Source organism: Bacteroides sp. 224, from assembly GCF_010500995.1.
In the GTDB taxonomy this organism is placed as follows: Bacteria; Bacteroidota; Bacteroidia; order Bacteroidales; family Bacteroidaceae; genus Bacteroides.
This window is the reverse complement of sequence record NZ_QVMK01000001.1, coordinates 43774-63008: the sequence shown is the minus strand read 5'-3', so window position 1 is coordinate 63008 and position 19235 is coordinate 43774. Positions and strand designations below refer to the sequence as shown.

The window sequence follows — 19235 nt, the reverse complement described above, 5'->3', positions numbered from 1 at the left end:
TGATTTGCACAACAAAAGAAAATCCCCGGAAATCTTTACTCTGTATTATAGGAGGAAGGATTCCGGGGATGTTTTATTGTTTATGTCACCCAAATAAAGGAATGAGGAACTCCAAAAAAGTATAACGCACTTCATTGTTTGGGAAGCCTAATTTATACAGTCTGAATTCTTTATCATAATCTTTAATGGTGAGGTAACCAGTCTGATAGAACACCGGAATGGGGTCATCAGACTCCACACGATATTGCATAAAGATGTCTGAAGTGGCTTCTACGCCTTCTATCAATTCCCGCAAATCATAATCGCTTCGTTTAAGCAGTTCAACAAGGAAGGTGGGCGTACCAGTACGAAACCAGTAGTTTTCAAATTCTTGTTTATAAAACGAATTGAGCACACTGAATGGATTAAACATCCCCGGGGAGTTTCTACTGAAGTGATACCCATCATATTCTTCTTTCATATAGGCAACAGTTTCATCGAAAGAGAGATCGTTGCTCTTACTCATTTGTTCTATCTCGGGAGTGAAAGTTGCGATAAGTTCCTCTTCAGTAATACCACACACAGCACTATATTGCACATCCATAGTGATATCATTCAACTGATTGAGGTCGCTGAATAAACTTACATGAGAGAACTTGGTAACCCCTGTCAGCAACACAAAACGCAAGTAACGATCAGAGCTTTTCAACACAGCATAGAAGGCTTTCAGAGCATTGCGGTACTCCTCTGACAACGGTTCGTTGAACATGGCTTGAAGCAGAGGCTTATCATATTCATCAATTAATACCACAACGCCACGACCGGTCTGCTCGTAAGCCCGACGGATAACACCTGCAAAACGGGTGGCAAGAGAATCTTCGCCTTCACTGCGCCCATATTTATTTTCCCATTGAGCCAGATAACTGTTAATGATTATGCCAAGCCGCTCGGGTGCATCATACTTCTCTGCATTCAGGTCAAGATGTAAAACCGGATATTGAATCCAATCCTTTTCCAACTCTGCTATGGCGAGTCCTTCGAAAAGGTCTTTCCGTCCTTCAAAGTAAGACTCAAAGGTAGACAGCAGCAAACTCTTGCCAAACCGACGGGGACGGCTCAGGAAGTAAACCCTTCCTCTGTTGGCTATCTGCCATATAAGGGCGCTTTTATCTACATAAAGGAAACCTTCCTTACGAATAATTTCAAAGGTTTGCACCCCAATAGGAAGTTTGCGGTTTAGGTCTATCGAATATCTGTCCATAATGCTTTGAGTTTTATAGTAAAAACAAAAATAAGCATAATTGCTGATACTATCTCCCCTTTTTTCCATAACTTGCACCAGTTTTTCAAATAACAACAGGATGATACAAGATTTTGAAATAATGGCTCCCGTTGGTTCTCGCGAATCATTGGCAGCTGCTATACAAGGAGGAGCCGATTCTATCTACTTCGGCATAGAGAATCTAAACATGAGGGCACGTTCCTCCAATAGCTTCACCATCAACGACCTACGCGAAATAGCCCAGATTTGCGATGAGAACAATATAAAGAGCTATCTGACTATAAACACCATTATATATGATCATGACTTGGCACTGATGCGCACCATTGTGGATGCCGCTAAAGAAGCCGGAATATCGGCTATCATTGCTGCCGATGTAGCCGTGATGAGCTATGCCAGACAGATCGGTCAGGAGATACACCTCTCTACCCAATTAAACATATCGAATGTAGAAGCATTGAAGTTTTATGCACAGTTTGCCGACGTAGTGGTGCTGGCACGCGAACTGAATCTTGATCAGGTAGCAGAAATCTACAAATGCATTAAAGAAGAAAACATCTGCGGCCCGGGTGGAGAGCAAATACGTATCGAGATGTTCTGCCACGGAGCGCTTTGCATGGCTGTATCGGGTAAGTGTTACCTTTCTCTACATGAAATGAACCATTCTGCCAATCGCGGAGCCTGTATGCAAGTATGTCGTCGGGGATACATCGTGCGCGACAAGGAAACGGATGTAGAACTTGAGATAGACAACCAGTATATCATGTCGCCCAAAGACCTGAAGACCATTCACTTTATGAACAAGATGATTGATGCCGGAGTACGTGTTTTCAAGATCGAAGGAAGAGCCCGTGGACCTGAATATGTACGCACCGTTTGCGAATGCTACAAACAGGCCATTCAATCTTACTTGAACAACACCTTCACCGACGAAAAAATAGAAGGCTGGAATGAGCGCTTAAAAACCGTATTCAACCGCGGCTTCTGGGATGGCTATTATCTGGGACAACGCTTGGGCGAGTGGAGCAAAAACTACGGATCGGAAGCCACCGAGCGTAAAGTATACGTAGGGAAAGGTATCAAATACTTTAACAACATAGGCGTGGCAGAGTTTCTGGTAGAGGCTGCCGAGCTATCGGTAGGCGATAAGCTACTTATCACAGGACCTACCACCGGAGCCGTATTTGCCACACTGGAAGAAGCAAGGGTAGACTTAAAACCCGTAGAAACCGTTAAACAAGGCAAGCGCTTCTCTATGAAGCTGGAAGATAAAATCCGCCCAAGCGATAAACTCTTTAAATTAGTATCAAAGCCATGAGCAAGAAATACGTTTTCGAACTGGAGTTCAAAGTACGCGACTATGAATGCGACTTGCAAGGAATTGTAAACAATGCAAATTACATGCATTACCTGGAGCATACCCGGCATGAATACCTGCTCACTTTCGGTATAAACTTTGCAGCACTTCACGAACAAGGCATCGACCCGGTATTAGCCCGTGTAAACATGGCATTCAAAACTTCGTTAAGAAGCCGCGACGAATTTATTTCTAAACTATATGTGCAGAAAGAGGGGATCAGGTACGTATTCCACCAAGATCTTTTTCGGAAAGGCGATGATAAAATTATCCTGAAAGCAACTACCGATGTTGTTTTCCTGATTAACGGAAGGCTTTCCGAGTACGAAGTATTCAATCAATTATTTGATTCTGTCTCTTCTCAATGAACGAAGAAGAAATTATTTATTCCATTGCTCTGACGCAAGTTCCGGGCATTGGTAGTGTGTGGGGTAAAAACCTCTTAACCACCATAGGAAACGCGACTACAGTATTCAGAGAACGAGAAAATTTGCAGAAATTGATGCCCGGAATCACTCCCAGACTCATTGATCTGCTTAATTGTCCCGATGCCATCAAACGGGCGGAACAAGAATACAAGTTCATTGAAAAGAATCATATTCAATGCCTGACTTTAAATAGCGAGCAATATCCCTCCCGCCTATGCGAATGTGATGATGCTCCCATTGTATTATATTATAAAGGAAATGCCGATTTAAACAGCTCCCACATTATTAATATGGTAGGAACCCGCCATGCAACTGATTACGGGAAGCAGTTATGTATAGACTTCCTCAAAGAATTGCGCAATACCTGTCCCGATACCATCGTGGTAAGCGGGCTGGCGTATGGCATTGATATTCATGCACATCGGTCTGCTTTAACTCATGGCTTTTCTACCATTGGCGTACTGGCGCATGGGTTGGATCGCATTTATCCATCTGCACATCGAGACACAGCTATAAAAATGTTAGATCAGGGAGGCCTCCTCACCGAATACATCAGTGGTACCAACCCCGACAAGTATAATTTTGTAAGTCGCAACCGAATTGTAGCAGGCATAAGCGATGCAACCATCGTAGTAGAATCTGCCGAAAAGGGTGGTTCACTCATCACTGCCTCCATTGCCGAAAGTTACAATCGAGATTGTTTTGCCTTTCCGGGACGCTCCACCGATGAAGTTTCCAAAGGGTGCAATCAACTTATTCGCGACAATAAAGCCTCTCTTATACAATCGGCCGAAGATTTTATTCAATTTATGCAGTGGAACTCTTCGAATAAAGCAAGCCGGCATATACAGTTTGAAATCTTCCCCGATCTTTCTGAAGAAGAACAAGCCATTATTGATATTCTAAAGAAGAATGAAAGCACACAAATTAACACGCTATCAGTGGAAAGCAATATCCCAATTCACCGAATCAACGCCCTATTGCTCGATTTAGAGATAAAAGGAATGATCCAAATCTTTGCAGGAGGCAAAATACAAGCGAAAACGCGTTTTTGAAAGAAGCCACCCCCAACCTGTTGAGATATGAAAAAGACTTTATTTATTGCAATCATTATTTACAGCATACTACAAATTGCTACCTCCTGTTCTTCGAAAGAGTTCAAACATCTTTCCAAGGCAGAAAGCATTATGAATGAATACCCGGATAGCGCACTGAAAATCTTGCGTGCCATTGAATATCCGGGAGAGCTTGAAGGTAAAGAATTAGCAGACTATTGTTTATTGATAACTCAAGCAATGGATAAGAGTTATGTTGATTTGGATTCCGACTCACTGATTAACATTGCAATTAAGTATTATGAGCACCAAAACGACGAAGGGAAAAAAGCCTTAAGTTATTTCTATAAAGGAAGATACAATTTCATTAAGGAAGCATATACAGATGCTACATTCTATTTCAAAAAAGCAGAGGAAGGAGCATTAAAAACCAACAATGATGATTTAGCAGGTTTGATTTACAATAGTCTGGGACAAATTTACTATATACAACACTTATATGATGCCTCAATTACTTACTTTCAAAAAGCTTTGAAATATGCTTTATCAACAGGTAATGATAGGAGAGTTATAAATAACCTTTTAAAGATAGGTAAGAGTTTCCAAATATCAAGAAATGCAGATAGTGCCTCTTACTATATTCATAAATGCATTGATTACGTATCCAACACTGATTCTAAGATACAAGGATCTGCATTACATAATATTGGAACATTCTATTTCGAAACAGGAAATGATGATGAGGCATTAAAGTATCTCAATGAGGCTCTAAAAAACCAAACTAATAAAACTGAGAAAGCACGAACATACACAGCCTTAGCACACCTCTATTATAACAGAGGGGATGTCAAGTTATCTGAAGACTATTGTCAAAAAGGATTAAACACAGCCGATACACATCTTAAAGCTTACATCTACCGCTTTCTTTTACAGAAAGCTATAACAGAAAGAAATATTGATAAAATTACACCTCATACAGACAGCCTCATGTTATACAATGACTCTATTTATCGAGACAAACTATCCGGGAAAATAGTAGAAATCGAAGAAAAGTATGACAATGAAAACCTGCGCAACAAACAACTAAAAGCAGAGTTAGGACTAAATCGCCTTGCTGCATTATTACTTTTCATTATTTTATTTTCAATCGCTATCGCATTTATATACCAACGAAATAAGAAGAGGCAGCAAGAAAAACTTAGAAACATTATTCACTCTAAAGAGACCGAAATTGTTCTATATAAAGAACGCCTAAAAGAAATTGAGTGGAAATTAGAACAAAAAAGACAAAAAGAGGAAGAGAAAAGGATTATAGAAGACACTCTACCTCAAGTCAATGAAGAAATTCCAGAAGACAAAGACCTTTTAAAAGAACGCAATAGTTTAATTGATGCCATTAAGAAAGGCGAAGACGACATCAAGAAATATAAAAAGTCGATTAATGAACCGATCAATGGCAACGAACAAATAAGTTTTTATGAATCTATGCTTAGAGGAACAAAACTCTGCCATGAAACAATTCTTAAAAAAGAAAGAGTAAGACCTTTGACAACCTCTGACATTACAGATATAATTTGCTATTATGAAAACGAAAATAAAGAATTTATGGAGTTATTGAGGAAAGAAGAATATCACCTTTCCACCACAGATATTATAATATGTATTCTCCTTAGATTAGGACATACCAACAGCCGGATAGCAGAGTGTCTCAATAACACATCGAATACTGTAGCAACATCAAAGTTACGGATTAAGAAAAACAAATTCAAGATAGAAGATGACCGTAGATTAGAAGAAATCCTGCAATCTTTGTAGTCTTTTTAAGAGCAAAAATGCATTTGTCTATCACACCCCTCGCCACAAGCCTCCTGGGCGCGATTTTGACTTTCATTTGTCTATCCGACTTTCATTGTGGTTCTACTAAAAAGCACTACTTTTACGTCGACATTAACAAACAGAAAAGCATTATGAGAACATTATTTTATTTATTATTATGTATAACTCTGGTAGGGGGAGCATCTTTAAAGGCAGGGATTGAGAATAATGGAAGACCTAAAACAATTTCAATGACTGGTATATATAGTAAAGGAAATGTAGACAGAGACGAGATTCCTACAGATCATCCTTTCTTTGCAGAATTAGAAGATCCGGCTATCTATATACAATCTGCTGAGACTGTAACCGACCTTACTGTTTCTATTGTACAAGATGGTGCCTTAGTTGAAGAACAAACATTCTCTTCTATCACAGAATACGATTTGGCGGTAACTGATCTATCAACTCTTGATAATGGAGATTACACTTTAGTAATAACCACACCACAAGGAACATATTTAGAAGGCGATTTTACCCTTGAATAAGGATGAAAGACCTTTTTCCTAATGTGGTTTTTTAATTACTTGTTTTGTAGAGTTCTATTGTGGAAAGGCGGAAAGCAAACTCTTTTATCCTCTCTGCCAATAGATAGTGAGACTTTGTTTATTGCAATATTCACTTTATCTCTTCTACAAGCATTAAATATATCTTCGATTATTGGCTGGGCAGCCATCTTCATGGGGTATATTGAATACTTAAGAAGAATAAGTATTGTAATTTTAGCATCTTTCGCCTTTACATTTATTATAAACGCGATTTTATATTATAAGAATAATAAATACGAAATTGCAATTGAAAAAGTAAACTGCTACTCTGCTACTTTAGCTGCAAAATGCAAGTGGTTACTTGTCTTCTATTTGATTGCAACCTTGATTTTAGCTTTTAGCTTGTTCTACGTAGTAGATAACAAGTTTTAAATGGAGCTAATTTCATTATAACGAAGAAATCCTTGTCATTGGTTAGGTTGACAAGGATTTTTTTTATTTAGGGTTGGTAGAATATTGGCACGGCCGTGGCAGTGTACTCGTACGGCCGTGGTAAGGGTGTAGTTGCGGCCGTGCCAAGTTACTGCAACGGCCGCAACTAATTAGTGGAGCGGCCGTGCGAGTTTTTGGACTACCTATTCTCACGTTCTAAAAGTGCCAACCGGGCTAACATCTCCACCAAAGCACCTTGATGAAGAATTTCCCAACTACTTTTACTTGTTCCACCTCTCAAATCGTCATCATTTAGTAAGTTATTGGCTTGGTGACAGCTACTACTCCAGGCATGAAGCATTGTTTTTTCGATATCATTTACATATTTGCGGTTGTTATCTATCGAATAGAGTTCGAAGAAGCCTCTGGACATGATTGCATAGAACCATGCATGACCCGGAGAGAGGATATTGAAAGATGTTTTCAATTCTGCCGATTTGTAAGGCATAAACCATTTGGCATGAATAGCTTTCGCTATCTCATAAGCATCATCCAAGTACTTCTGATCATTGGTAATTTTATAGAGCAAACAAGCTGCCTGTAAAGGTTGTCCTGAATTATAAGAATACTTATTCTTCTCAATATCTCCTACGGTATTCGGATCAGAGGAACCAGGTCTGGCATTGTCCCAGAAGAGGTGATCGGTGGGGTCTTGCATGTACGTCATGAGCCAGTTGTAGCACTTCAAAGCACCATCTAAATATTCTTGCTGACCGGTTGCGAGGTAAAGTTTACAGCCCAATACGGCAGCCGGAGCTGTGGAGCAGGTGTGTTTGGATTTACTTGGTTCGTTTAGCTCCTTCCAGTGGATACCGCCTGCACAGGTTTCATCCCAGCCGTAATCCATCAGATAGGTCCAGATGGCTTTGGCTTGGGTCATGTAACGTAGTTCGTTAGTCATGGTGAACCAGTCCAACATGTCGAGGGCAATCCATACATTATCGTCGTAGAAGCGTTCATTGCCGGAGGCTGGGTAACAAGAATAGGCCGTTTTACCTCTATCCGTACAATAGAAGTTTTGTATTCCTTTAAACATCATATTGTCCATAGCGGCATAAATGTTTTCAACCTCGGTTTCCATGGCAGCTTTTCGCATGGCTACAAATGCAGACAATCCACCGCCTTGACCCCATACCACTGCATCACCATCCCAATAACCACCCCCTTTGGGATACTGACTTTGCCAGCAGCTTCGGGAAGTTTTTCCGAAGTAATAACCAATTACGGTAGTCATCAGGGAGTGTGCGTTACCCAACATTTCGGGTAACTGCACTTCTTCTTCGTCTTTCTTTTCGGTAAAGGGGGCAACGGTTTTACTTTCGGGCACCGAACGTTTACCGGCTTTATTGATGGCTACCACAGTTACTTCATAAAAAGCGTAGTAGGGAACTGTCAGCAGGTATTCTACTTCCGTATCACGGGTAGCTTCGAATATGATATGGCCGGGGTCAAAAGTAGCCCGGGTGTCTATGGTTCCGGCTTCGCGATAAGAGAGTTCTACCATAGCCAGATCGGCGTTGGCAGGGTTCTTCCATCTCACCATCAGTTCATTCTCATTGTGCGTAGCTTCTACAGAGAACGAGCCTACGGGGGCAATGTTAGAACGAACAGGATCATTGTAGCCTACGGTGTCTTTGTCGTCATCGCTACAGGATGAATATACAACTACGGCCAGTAAGCATAGTATAAACAGATTTATTTTTGTTTTCATACGTTGTACATTTAAGATTAACTTATCGGAATGGCACTACTACAGGAACTTCCTCGAAACGATCTAATGGGAAATTAACTGTGGTAAATTTACCTCCGTTATCAGTTTTAGATATGTTCATCGGCAACTCATAATCTGCGCCGTTTACATCTTCAATATAAGATGTTTCCGCTCCGGCAGAGAAGTCCCAACGGGTTAATAGCCCTGTGGAAACTGTTTCGCCGAACGTCCACATATTCGCTTTGATTTGTTCCGGTGTACGGCAAACAGACCAGATGCGGGCTTCCAGAATAGAGCCGTTCAGGCAACGCCTGTGATCATTGGATGCACGACCTATTTCGATGGTTCCATTGTCATTTCCGGCAGTCAGGTTTATTTCGGAGAAATCCAAATCGTTTTTATTCACCTGCCATTCCTGCAATTCTCCATTGAGATACAATTTATATTTTTTACCTGGCTCACTCTGTGGTTGTTCACAATCTACTACTAAAGCCAAATGCATCCATTTATCTAACTCAAAGCTACCTTTTGTTTGCAGTTTCAGTTTATCACCAGTTCCTATCAAATCTATTTTCCGGGCTTTGTTATCGTTATCGCCGCTTCCACGAAGAATGAAGTAACCTTCTTTGCCCATAAAGGTTTGCAGCCAATTGGTGCCGGTAATCTTACAAGTAAGTTCCCAGGTCATCTTCTTTAGCTTGAAGTTGTTGGTTTCCTGTTTCAGTGCTGCTACGCCTTCGCCTTTCATATCGTTGAAATGTGCCCATACGAAATAGTCTTTTCCCAGCGTCATTCCCCAACGTTTGTCAGGTGCTATCTTCACGTTGATGCGTTCGGAAATCTGCTTCTTCGAGTCTATCAATGTAAAGTAGGTTTCTCCGGCTTTTCTGCCTGTTACGGTGATGGTGGTTTGCCAAATCTCTACATTGACAATCTTAGGATCACCCACTTCATAGATTTTGTAATCTCCATTTCCGGTCAGAATTTTTACTTGTTCTTTACCTTGGTTGGCTTCAATCAATACACCGCTTTCATCGGCATTGGTGGTAATTCGGATTGGGGCAATCACCTTCAAGGTTACATAAGTTTCTTTGCCTTTTTGATCAGTTACTTTCACCTGGGCATCTCCTTCGGCAATACCTTTAATGGTAAATGATTCGGTTTCTTCCAATGTACTTTGGTCTACCCGGATACATTGATCTTCGTCGATGACCTCTAAGTTATAACCGCCGTTTCCGGTATAGATCTTAATGGTTATTTCGTCGGCATCTTCTACCTCCGAATAGAGTGTGGCAATGTTCTTGCTTAGTTTTAAGTCGAACTCTGCCGCCGTATTCACTTTTATATAGCCGCGCTGGTAATATTTATCACTTACCACAACAACTCCTTGGGCACTATTCGCATTTGCGACAGCGGTTAATGTTATTACATTATCTTGAATGGTAGCCGTTACTACCTCTTCGTTGACGGATGTTACCGCATATTCGCCATTGCCTGCCGTAATTTTTACAGTACGGCTGTCTCCTTGAGCTATGTTAATTTCGCGGGTGTCCAGTTGCAATTCTACCAAGTTATCCGGTAGCGTATTCTCTGTGTTTTTATCATCATCACTACATGCGCACAAGCAAAAAGGCAATGCAGCTACTATGTATTTCAATACTTTCATCTGTATCAAATTTTAATTAGTCTTCTACTTCTACATTCGGGTATTCTACTCTCAATACGTCTCTGGCCATAGAGAAGGTACCATCAAAAGACATTTTCAAGCTCTCTCTACCGGTAGTGTCTATATATTCATAAGCCAGTTTAATGGTAGTAATTTCGGTATAATAGCGCTGGTCGTTGTAGTTCTTTGTGTACTTGCGTTCCAGGCTTGCACTATAAGGTTTAAACTCCAGACCGGGCACAGTGCTGTTTAGAGTCACTTCGCCATGTTCATCTTTAGTTATTTCGGCTACATAGTTCAAATAATCACTGGTATTGGAGCGTGTTTTATCTCCTACAAAGAAGTAGCAGGTGTTGTTATTGATAGCAAACAATTCCGTGCTGGTTACTTCTGTTGTATAAGAAGTTCCGATTTGAGTGACTATTCCTTTTCCACTATAGTTTTCGGAAAAATCGTTTTTAAAACCGATGTGTGCCAATACTTTGGTGTATTTATTCGGCCCCATCGTTACTCCGGATGAAGAAGAGATGCGCAACGGCAATACATAATCATTGTAAAGGCTTCCCATCTTCTTTAAGTCGATTTTGATATGAGCCACTGTCTTTAGTTCTCCCCGGGGAATGGTATATGCATCTTCGACGAATGTATAAGAACCTGCGGGTAACTCTTTGTAGTAAAGATTGGTTTGATTCTTATACTTATCTTTATTGTACCATTCCAATGTATCGGGATCTATTTCTAACTGCAACGTGATGTCCTGGTTATTGTTCGATGTGCCATTCACTCCAAAATAGATGGGGAGTATGGCCGTATTATCTTCATCTACACTTAGTTTATAGTCTTGCCAGCCGTTATTGGTGATGTAGGAGAATTTATGAAACAATTCATCCTCCAATGCATCATCGCATGCCATATTCAGGGTCATTACCGAGAGCAGACATCCTATATATAAATAATTGATCTTTTTCATTATTTCTTCGTTTTAAATATTACCATCCGGGGTTCTGTGTCATATTCACATTCCGTTTCAGTTCGTAGGTTGGGAAAGGCCACAAATACATGCGTTGCTCAAACGCTTTATGCACAGAGGTAATGATGGTTGGCTCATAAAATTCCTGAATACGTGTGGCATCATCGCTGATATTGATGTTGCAGCCCTGAAGCAGTTGGTTTTCTTCTATAAGTGCATCTTTCCATCTTCTTAAATCGAAATAGCGCATGCAGTTTTCGCCAAGCAGTTCAATTTGCCGTTCGCGCTTAATGCGAATGCGGAAATTGTTCTGATTCTGATAAATAGCTTCTGTATAATCGGGCAGCCCGGCACGCATACGAATGGGTTTAATGCCTTTCTGCATCTCTCTCCAATCGCGCTGAACGGTGATAACTTCGCCGTTGTATTTCTCGATTTCATACGTAACACCGTCTGATAGTTCGTTTAAAGCTTCGGCATAAATCAGCAGCACCTCGGCATAACGAATGGTAGGCTCGGTTTTATTAATGAGATATCCGCCGGTAGTTTTGGAGTCTTCCGCATTGTAGTATTTCTTTAAGGAGATACCGGTAAGCGGACAATCTTCTTTAAATCCTTGTTTACCATCGTTCAAACCACGATAATAGAAAATCTGTCGGTTACGGTATTCCAATTCGGAGGAACTGGATGCTTCCCAAACCGACCCATTATAGGCAATGGAAGCATAAAAGCGAGGCTCTCTACGGTTATACATGAGGGATACCTGGCTGGGTAGGAACGGATTCTCAGGAGTATATTCGGACGTAGTAAAGCCTTCGGTCTGATAATACCCGCTACTTGTTGCTTCATCAATAGTTTGTCCATTGTCCATATAATAAGCATTTACCTGTTTTTGTGTAACAGCCAATCGGTTGTCTCCCTTCATGGATTTGGGCAATAACTTATGAACCCAGTCGTTAATGTGTCCGGTACCCTCTTTGGTACGGGTAAAGATCAGTTCGGGATTCTTGGAGCCAAGTATGGTACCATCGAAGTTTGCTTTATAAGACCAATAGGGATCTACATCTTTCCAGCCATCGGGAAATTCCAGTTCCGAATATTCTTCGTGATAAGGCGGGCGCTGTTCCGGCAATGTGGTGGCCTTAGGCGCTACCGTATATAATTTGAATACACCCAAATCCATTACGTCTTTAGCGGCGGCAGCGGCACGTGCCCATTTGCTTTCATCTCTTTCCTGGGCTACCAATTGGTTTCCTTCATTGTCTTTTACATTGAAGAAATCGGTATTTCCGTTATACAAAGGGCTCGCTGCAAAAAGTAACACTCTGGCACGCAAAGCCAGTGCTGCTCCACGGGTGGGATGCCCCAGGTTATTTGTTGTCCGGAAATTGGGTAGGGAACGTGCCGACTCGGCAAGTTCTTTATCAATGAAATCAACAATCTCATCAAAGTGCGTACGGGGCAGTGAGAGTTCTTCGTACGAAAGGTTTACGTCTAATCCTTCCAACGGAATGAGTGGAACGGGACCATAACTACGTATCAACGCCCAATAGCAATATGCCCGTATGAAGCGTGCCTGAGATTTCATATCGCTGATCTCATCTAACGTCAGTTCGGGGCATTTATCCACATTCAATACAAAAGTGGTGGCTTTTCTAATTCCTTCGTATAGCTTCCATAGGCGGCTTTCGCTCTCTTTATCGTCGCTCAATGGGTTATTAGCACTGTAATTTCCTTCCTGATAATCTTTGAAATCGGGATGATAAAGGTCATCACTTGCAAAGCGGAATGGATCGTGGTATTCGCCGGCGTGTTCTACCACATTAAAGGCACTGGACAACCACCCTTCTACATAGATGCGCTTGGAAAAAGCAGAGTCGACCGTCACCTGATCGTAGAAGTATTTATCTACATCCAGATAATCTGTACACGAACTTAGCGATGTACAAATAACGCCCAGTATGATATATAATATCTTTCTCATAAATCGTTGTTTTAATATTAGAAGCTGATTTGAAGATAGCACGAATAGGTTTTATTGATCGGGTATTTGGAACCTCGCTCGTCGGTACCTTCCGGATCCCACCAGTCGAACTTCGCCCAGGTAAACAGGTTTTGTCCGATAAAACCAATGCGCAGATTATTCATATAGAACTTACGTATCCATTGTTGCGGAACGTCGTAAGAGAGTTCTACGTTTCTCAGTCTCAGGTATTGCCTGTCCTTCCGCCAGAAAGTAGATTTTTTATTGTTGTTATTGTTGTTCTCATACGTCAGTCGGGGCCAGTCGGCGTTCGGGTCTTCCGTATCGGGGGTGCCGGATATTTCGCGGGGAATCCAGCGATTACCGTCTACCATTACCTGCAAGATGTTCCCTGTTCTTCCGTAACGGAATGCGTGAGGACCACTACCGCCCACAAAGAAGTCGCACTTGCCCGTTCCCTGAAAAAGCACACTGAGATTAAAGTTCTTCCAACGGGCGCTTAAGCCTGCTCCATATTGTAAACCCGGTTTCTCGCGGTAGCCTAAAGGTACCTCGTCGTCTCCATCAATCTTGCCGTCTCCGTTTACATCTTTATATTTAATATCTCCGGGCAGCACCGTTTTACCACCAAACGTTTGTGTAGGACTACTGTCTATATCGTCTTGGTCTTTAAACAAGCCCAGTGCAATGAGTCCTCTACTCTGATCGAGCTGAAAGCCTTTCTGCATTTTATACCATAGTTCATTGGCAGCTTCATCTTTATCGATGATTTCTGTTTTCTGATAGGTGAAGTTCCCTCGTAAAGTAAGATCGACTTCTCCAATCCGGTGATTCAATGTGAGACTACCATCCCAACCATGAGACTTCATCTTACCCACGTTGGCCATAGGTGTTTGGTCGGCAAGTCCGGTGGTAAGCGGCATGTGGTTGCGTTTCATAAAGATGTCGTCGCGCTTATCTAAGAAGTAGTCTACTGTACCTGTAATTTTTCCATCAAAGAAACCAAAGTCGACACCTACGTCGTATTTCTGCGCCACCTCCCAAGTTAGGTTGGGGGTGCCAATGGTTCTGATACGATAGGCCTGTGCTTTGTTGGTACCAAACTCTCCCCAATAATAGGTACCACCGTCATCGGTGTCTACTAATGAGATATACGGGAAGCGTCTTCCATCTAATTCATCGTTTCCTACTTCTCCGTAGGAACCTCTTACTTTGAGATAACTTAAGAACGGAAGTGTCCTTTGTACAAATGCTTCTTCGGAGATGACCCATCCGGCAGATACCGCCGGGAAGAAACCGAATTGTTTACCTCGTTCAAAGTTTTCCGAGCCGGTGTATCCCCAGTTCATTTCTGCCAGGTATTTATCTTTATAGGCGTATGTAAAGCGACCGGAGTAGGCGAGGTTTCGACGAGGAATAGAACCTATCAGGTCTTCGCTTTTAAAGTTCACATCCGATTTTTCTTCCTGATAAACCATAGCAAATACACCTACCCGATGTTTGGCGGCAAACAACCGGGAATAGTCCAGTGAGGCCTGAAGGAAATAACGTTTATCTCCTTCCGTTGCTTTATCCTGTTTCATGGATTGTATCTCTTTCACTCTCTTCAATACAAGGTTCCCATTCTCGTCGCGGTAGTGCTCAGCTTCCCACAATTCGGGATTTTTGGAACGGGATATGGTGTTCTTATTATAGGTATCGAAGGCAAATACGCCACTGAACTTTAACCCGGGGGTAATAAACTTCAGGTCTTGTTCTATTCCTACATTGGTTTCCATTTTGTTTTCCCAGATGGTTCGGTAGCCGGTTTGCGTCATGTGATATTCCGGTGTTTGCTTTCCATTTACCTGCGGCCATTGTCCGGTAGACCACTTGCGGGGAGACGAAACCGGGGTATAGTCGGCAAAGGCTCCCCAGATGTCATCGGCCGAACTGTGCGGAGAAGTGCGGTTTACCAACCATCCGCCCACACTTACTTTCAGGAGCGTGGTCTTTGTGATGTTCATATCTACATTGGCACGGTAGTTAAAACGTTCGTAGGTAGTATTGGTATTGTACTTATTTTCGGAACTGGCTGTTCTGTACCGACCTTGTTCGTTGGTGTAACCACCCGAAACATAATAGCGTACATTGTCTCCCCCACCCGAAAAGTTCACATTGGCGTAATAACGGGGAGCGCCATCTTTCAGCATCAAGTCTCTCCAGTCTATATTGGGGTATAAATCGGGGTCGAGGCCTCTTTCTATAATTGCCAGTTCCTCATTGGTATAAAGCGGAGCTTCATAACGACCCACACGCGATTCATTAGCCAACCGTGCCCAGTCGTAGGCGTCGGCATACTCAGGTACTTTTACAGGTGTATTCCAGTCGAAGCCGGTTTTTACATTGATCTTTACTTTTCCTTTCTCACCACGTTTGGTGGTAATTAATACTACCCCGTTGGCACCACGTTGCCCGTAAATAGCTGTGGCCGATGCATCTTTCAATACGGAAAAGGTTTCGATGTCTTCTACCGGTATCTCGTTAAAACTGCGTTCTACTCCGTCTACAAGTACCAATGCGCCCGATTTAGCACCAAAGGTACTCATACCCCGAATCCAGAACTCCGACATATTCTCTCCGGGTTCTCCACTCGATTGCATGGCAATAATACCGGGTACTACCCCCGCCAATGAGTTCGACAGATTACTGCCCGGGGCATTTAATTGTTTTATGTCCACATTAGTAATAGCACCCGTCAGAGTTTTCTTTTTCTGCACCCCGCTGGCAGTTACTACTACCTCTTCTACAGTCTGGCTGTCTTCTTCGAGGCGCACTTTCAGGTTACTTTTATTGGTAATCTTTAGTACCGGTATTTCTACCGATTTATAACCTATGTATGAAATCTTCAGCACATCATACTGCCCTACCTTTAAACTGAATGCTCCGTCCATATTGGTAATGGCTCCTACCCCCGGCTGGTTAATGGCTATAATCGATGCTCCGATAATAGGGCCTGATGCATCTTCCACCATACCTTGAATGGTGATGGTGCTTTGTCCTTCCGATTGTGCCCACACACTATTGGGTGCCAGCATCAACCCGAAGAAGAACAAAAGCATATATTTTTGTATATTCTTCATGAGAAATTGTTTTGTATTTGATTGTTATTCTATCGTTACACGCCTGATTACATGATTATCACGATCGGCCACATATACCGAGTTATCCGGATATACGGTCACTGCCTCCGGTTTATTAAACTTGGCTTCATCGGGTAATCCGTCGCCAAAGCCACTCTTATCAGGAATACCTGCATACAGGGATACTTCGCCCGAAGGTGTTATCTTTCGGATGATATGCTTGCCTTTATCGGGTACAAACATGTTTCCGTCTTCGTCGAAAGAGGGTTGCCCCGGAGTATCGAAACGGGCAGTTGCTCCGGTTCCGTTCATATAGCCGGACTCGTCCCAAGCGCCGGCAAACAATTCGGGCATGCCGAATGTACGGCTTTCTGCATTATAAGATACCTTGTAAATGCAATGCCTGTTTTGTACCACCATATAGAGGATAGTGCCTTCGGGGTTAAACATCATACGCATTTTGGTGTTATCGGCGTTGTTAACTTTAAACAAAGGCGTATAATCTTCGTATCCCGGTCCTGTAAACCGATAGATATAGCCGGTTCCCATGTTATTAAAGAAAAGTTCGCCTGTTTTAGGATGCACGGCAATTCCTTGGGTTCCTCCTTTCACAAACTTACACAATCCGCGGATGTCCATAAATCCTCCATCGCGGGTTACGTAGATAATGTTGAAGTCGGTTTTTACATCTGTAGCTTCGCTGGTAAAGGAATAGTTAGAGATGTACAATGTATCCTGCTTCGGGCTTAAAGCCAGGCAGGTAGGCGATTGGAAAGGTCCATCGGAACACTGCACAAGGGTTTCGATAATTCCTTCTTTGGCACGACGCAAAGCACCGTTTTGTTTTTGCCCACGTCCTTCGTCGATAAAGAATAAGGTTCCATCTCTGTCTGTTAGCAATGCCCAGGGTCTTTGCAATTTGGAAGAGGTGTATCCGCCATCATCGCGACCAGGTTCGCCATGTTTACCCATGAGGGTAGTTACATTCCGTTTAAACTGATAGCGGAATTTAGTTGTAGAAGCATATTCCTCTACACAGTTATCTCTGCCCACATATAGACGCACATAACCCATATCGGCACGGGCAGGTACGATGGCGTAGATAATATCATCTTCTGCTTTAATGATTGTTGCCTTTTTATTATTGACGGTTACTTTTAAATAACTGGTATCCGAACCAAAATTCTGACCTCGTATAATCAGTTGTGTACCGATGCCTCCACTATCGGGAGAGAAGCTTTCAAAAACAGATTCCCGGTTTAAATCCGGTGGGAAGGTTTCTGCCTGAGAGATGGGTGCCAGTTTGTTGTCGCATCCCCAGAAGATCCATGAACCCAAAAGCCCAATGAAGGCAAGGCTTTTAATAAGATTTAGTTTCATGTATTTTTTATAGATTTAGTTAACTTACATGTAAAATTCATTAGTGATAAGATCTTTTTTTGTCTCAAAAGGGTCTAAAGGAGGAGGGTGTTTCTTGTTCATAAATTCACTTTTTTAGTTTAACAAAGCATTTTCTTGTAGTTTCCCGGCTATTTAGCCAGAAGCGAAATTAGACAGTTAATCCTGTTCAAACACACTAAAACTGCTATTATTTTGCTTCGTGGCACGGATATTTACTACTTTGGCACAGATATTTAATCCACCCACGAAGCAATCTGAAAATTCTGCCTAAGGCAACGGATCGGCAGGAGCCGGAGTTGCCGGATTATAGATGGCAGTGGCCACCCGAGAGTCGGCACAACCGTAATATAAATACCATTTTTTCTTAAAGAAAACAAGTCCTTCTATAAATACAGTACCATCCGGATATTGACCACTCTTCTCAAAAGCATCCATCGGGCGCAAGAAAGGATTGTCTAATCTGCCAATCAATTTGGTCGGATCGTTTAAGTCGAAAAGGGCTTGCCCGGCGGCATATACATTGGCGGTATATCGTTTGTCTCCTTTATCTCCGGATTTATTTTTTCCATTATATAATAACAGGATGCCCTTATCTGTATAGATAGCCGGAGGTCCGCATTCGGTTAAATCGCTATCGAAATAGCCTTCGCGCGGAGAAAACAGGCGTTTCAGGTTTCCTTTACCATCTAATAAAGGTGCCCAATTCACTAAATCGGTAGAGGTGGCGGCATATACATGCTGTTCTCCCCAATACATAAAGTATTTACCGTTGATTTTCTTAATGACTTGTTCTCCATTCACCAATTCTGTAATCAGAGAGGCCGATTTGCTGCCTTCATTAATAAATTGACCATTGTAAGCCTTCGCAAATGCAGGGCCGTGCTTTTCCCAGTTGCGTAAATCACGAGAGGTGGCCACCGCCAAACGAGGTACATGGCGGTTCCATTGGGTATACATCATCACAAATAACCCATCGGAAGTAACGGCTACGCGAGGGTCTTCGCAACCTCCGGGCCATTCGTATTCTTTCTGATTATCATTGCCCGGATAAAAAACAGGAGCTTTTTCGGTTTTAAATTTCACACCGTCCGACGAGGAAGCATAACCTAAACGAGAGGTACGCTTGCCGATTCCCACGCCGGATTTATCTTCGGCACGATACAATACTACAACCTTGCCATTGTACACAGTGGCAGCCGGGTTAAAGGTATCATTGGATTCCCAAGCTACTTCTGCCTGATTCATGGGGCAGAAGAAGGTGGTTTTCTCGTTGGGAGAGATTACGGGATTGGCTTTTTTAGGGCGTTCAAAGCCGCCGAATGCCCAGTCGGGAAGCTTATTTTCGGTTGTATGAGTGGTACTTTGCGCCGCTACTGATAGAGAGATTAGTAATTGGATGGCTATAAATTGATATTTCATAATTGTATA

The 19235-nt window shown here is 42.2% G+C and carries 13 protein-coding genes and 1 pseudogene; 6 read left to right on the top strand and 8 right to left on the bottom strand.

The annotated features are described in order from the left end of the window. Nucleotides 1-91 precede the first annotated feature (91 nt). Nucleotides 92-1240 (bottom strand): annotated as a pseudogene (locus D0T60_RS00180) (AAA family ATPase); the annotation flags it as partial. A gap of 100 nt (nt 1241-1340) precedes the next feature. Here D0T60_RS00180 and D0T60_RS00175 point away from each other — a divergent pair. From D0T60_RS00175 to D0T60_RS00150, 6 genes are all read left to right on the top strand, one after another. Continuing rightward, the gene (locus tag D0T60_RS00175) at nt 1341-2579 is read left to right on the top strand and encodes a peptidase U32 family protein (RefSeq protein ID WP_163216016.1); all 1239 of its coding nucleotides are present in this window, start codon (nt 1341-1343) and stop codon (nt 2577-2579) included. Continuing rightward, entirely contained in the window at nt 2576-2986 is a 411-nt protein-coding gene (locus D0T60_RS00170) for a thioesterase family protein (RefSeq protein ID WP_163216013.1), read from the top strand. The genes D0T60_RS00175 and D0T60_RS00170 overlap by 4 nt, the downstream gene beginning before the upstream one ends. Beyond that, entirely contained in the window at nt 2983-4101 is a 1119-nt protein-coding gene (gene dprA, locus D0T60_RS00165; RefSeq protein WP_163216009.1) for a DNA-processing protein DprA, read from the top strand. Before D0T60_RS00170 ends, dprA begins: the two co-directional genes overlap by 4 nt. Before the next feature lie 27 nt (nt 4102-4128). Further along, a complete protein-coding gene (locus D0T60_RS00160) occupies nt 4129-5916 on the top strand; it encodes a tetratricopeptide repeat protein (protein ID WP_163216006.1) in 1788 nt (595 codons plus the stop codon). A gap of 152 nt (nt 5917-6068) precedes the next feature. Then, entirely contained in the window at nt 6069-6461 is a 393-nt protein-coding gene (locus D0T60_RS00155; RefSeq protein ID WP_163216003.1) for a DUF3244 domain-containing protein, read from the top strand. Nucleotides 6462-6482: 21 nt separating this feature from the next. After that, a complete protein-coding gene (locus D0T60_RS00150; protein ID WP_163216001.1) occupies nt 6483-6893 on the top strand; it encodes a hypothetical protein in 411 nt (136 codons plus the stop codon). A gap of 199 nt (nt 6894-7092) precedes the next feature. On the opposite strand, the gene D0T60_RS00145 is transcribed toward D0T60_RS00150, so the two are convergent. From D0T60_RS00145 to D0T60_RS00115, 7 genes are all read right to left on the bottom strand, one after another. Then, nucleotides 7093-8664 carry a glycoside hydrolase family 76 protein gene (locus D0T60_RS00145; protein ID WP_163215998.1) on the bottom strand — a complete coding sequence of 524 codons (1572 nt, stop codon included), beginning with the start codon at nt 8662-8664 and terminating at the stop codon, nt 7093-7095. Nucleotides 8665-8686: 22 nt separating this feature from the next. After that, nucleotides 8687-10330: a LamG-like jellyroll fold domain-containing protein gene (locus D0T60_RS00140; protein ID WP_203558256.1), complete on the bottom strand. Its 1644-nt coding sequence runs from the start codon at nt 10328-10330 to the stop codon at nt 8687-8689. Nucleotides 10331-10346: 16 nt separating this feature from the next. Next, nucleotides 10347-11300 carry a BT_3987 domain-containing protein gene (locus D0T60_RS00135; protein WP_163215995.1) on the bottom strand — a complete coding sequence of 318 codons (954 nt, stop codon included), beginning with the start codon at nt 11298-11300 and terminating at the stop codon, nt 10347-10349. A 19-nt stretch (nt 11301-11319) separates the two neighbouring features. Beyond that, nucleotides 11320-13284 (bottom strand): RagB/SusD family nutrient uptake outer membrane protein, encoded by a 1965-nt coding sequence (locus D0T60_RS00130; RefSeq protein ID WP_163215992.1) that lies wholly within the window; start codon nt 13282-13284, stop codon nt 11320-11322. 17 nt (nt 13285-13301) lie between these two features. Next, a complete protein-coding gene (locus D0T60_RS00125; RefSeq protein WP_163215990.1) occupies nt 13302-16406 on the bottom strand; it encodes a TonB-dependent receptor in 3105 nt (1034 codons plus the stop codon). Nucleotides 16407-16430: 24 nt separating this feature from the next. Further along, nucleotides 16431-17786 carry an IPT/TIG domain-containing protein gene (locus D0T60_RS00120; RefSeq protein WP_163215987.1) on the bottom strand — a complete coding sequence of 452 codons (1356 nt, stop codon included), beginning with the start codon at nt 17784-17786 and terminating at the stop codon, nt 16431-16433. Nucleotides 17787-18074: 288 nt separating this feature from the next. Then, entirely contained in the window at nt 18075-19226 is a 1152-nt protein-coding gene (locus tag D0T60_RS00115) for a glycoside hydrolase family 130 protein (protein WP_163215984.1), read from the bottom strand. Nucleotides 19227-19235 lie beyond the last annotated feature (9 nt).

Excerpts from the sequence above, each read along its gene's own strand:
- D0T60_RS00155 (WP_163216003.1), top strand. The coding sequence starts at position 6,069 with ATGAGAACATTATTTTATTTATTATTATGTATAACTCTGGTAGGGGGA.
- D0T60_RS00175 (WP_163216016.1), top strand. The coding sequence starts at position 1,341 with ATGATACAAGATTTTGAAATAATGGCTCCCGTTGGTTCTCGCGAATCA.
- D0T60_RS00120 (WP_163215987.1), bottom strand. The coding sequence starts at position 17,786 with ATGAAACTAAATCTTATTAAAAGCCTTGCCTTCATTGGGCTTTTGGGT.
- D0T60_RS00115 (WP_163215984.1), bottom strand. The coding sequence starts at position 19,226 with ATGAAATATCAATTTATAGCCATCCAATTACTAATCTCTCTATCAGTA.
- D0T60_RS00125 (WP_163215990.1), bottom strand. The coding sequence starts at position 16,406 with ATGAAGAATATACAAAAATATATGCTTTTGTTCTTCTTCGGGTTGATG.
- D0T60_RS00130 (WP_163215992.1), bottom strand. The coding sequence starts at position 13,284 with ATGAGAAAGATATTATATATCATACTGGGCGTTATTTGTACATCGCTA.
- D0T60_RS00135 (WP_163215995.1), bottom strand. The coding sequence starts at position 11,300 with ATGAAAAAGATCAATTATTTATATATAGGATGTCTGCTCTCGGTAATG.
- D0T60_RS00140 (WP_203558256.1), bottom strand. The coding sequence starts at position 10,330 with ATGAAAGTATTGAAATACATAGTAGCTGCATTGCCTTTTTGCTTGTGC.
- D0T60_RS00145 (WP_163215998.1), bottom strand. The coding sequence starts at position 8,664 with ATGAAAACAAAAATAAATCTGTTTATACTATGCTTACTGGCCGTAGTT.
- D0T60_RS00150 (WP_163216001.1), top strand. The coding sequence starts at position 6,483 with ATGTGGTTTTTTAATTACTTGTTTTGTAGAGTTCTATTGTGGAAAGGC.
- dprA (WP_163216009.1), top strand. The coding sequence starts at position 2,983 with ATGAACGAAGAAGAAATTATTTATTCCATTGCTCTGACGCAAGTTCCG.
- D0T60_RS00160 (WP_163216006.1), top strand. The coding sequence starts at position 4,129 with ATGAAAAAGACTTTATTTATTGCAATCATTATTTACAGCATACTACAA.
- D0T60_RS00170 (WP_163216013.1), top strand. The coding sequence starts at position 2,576 with ATGAGCAAGAAATACGTTTTCGAACTGGAGTTCAAAGTACGCGACTAT.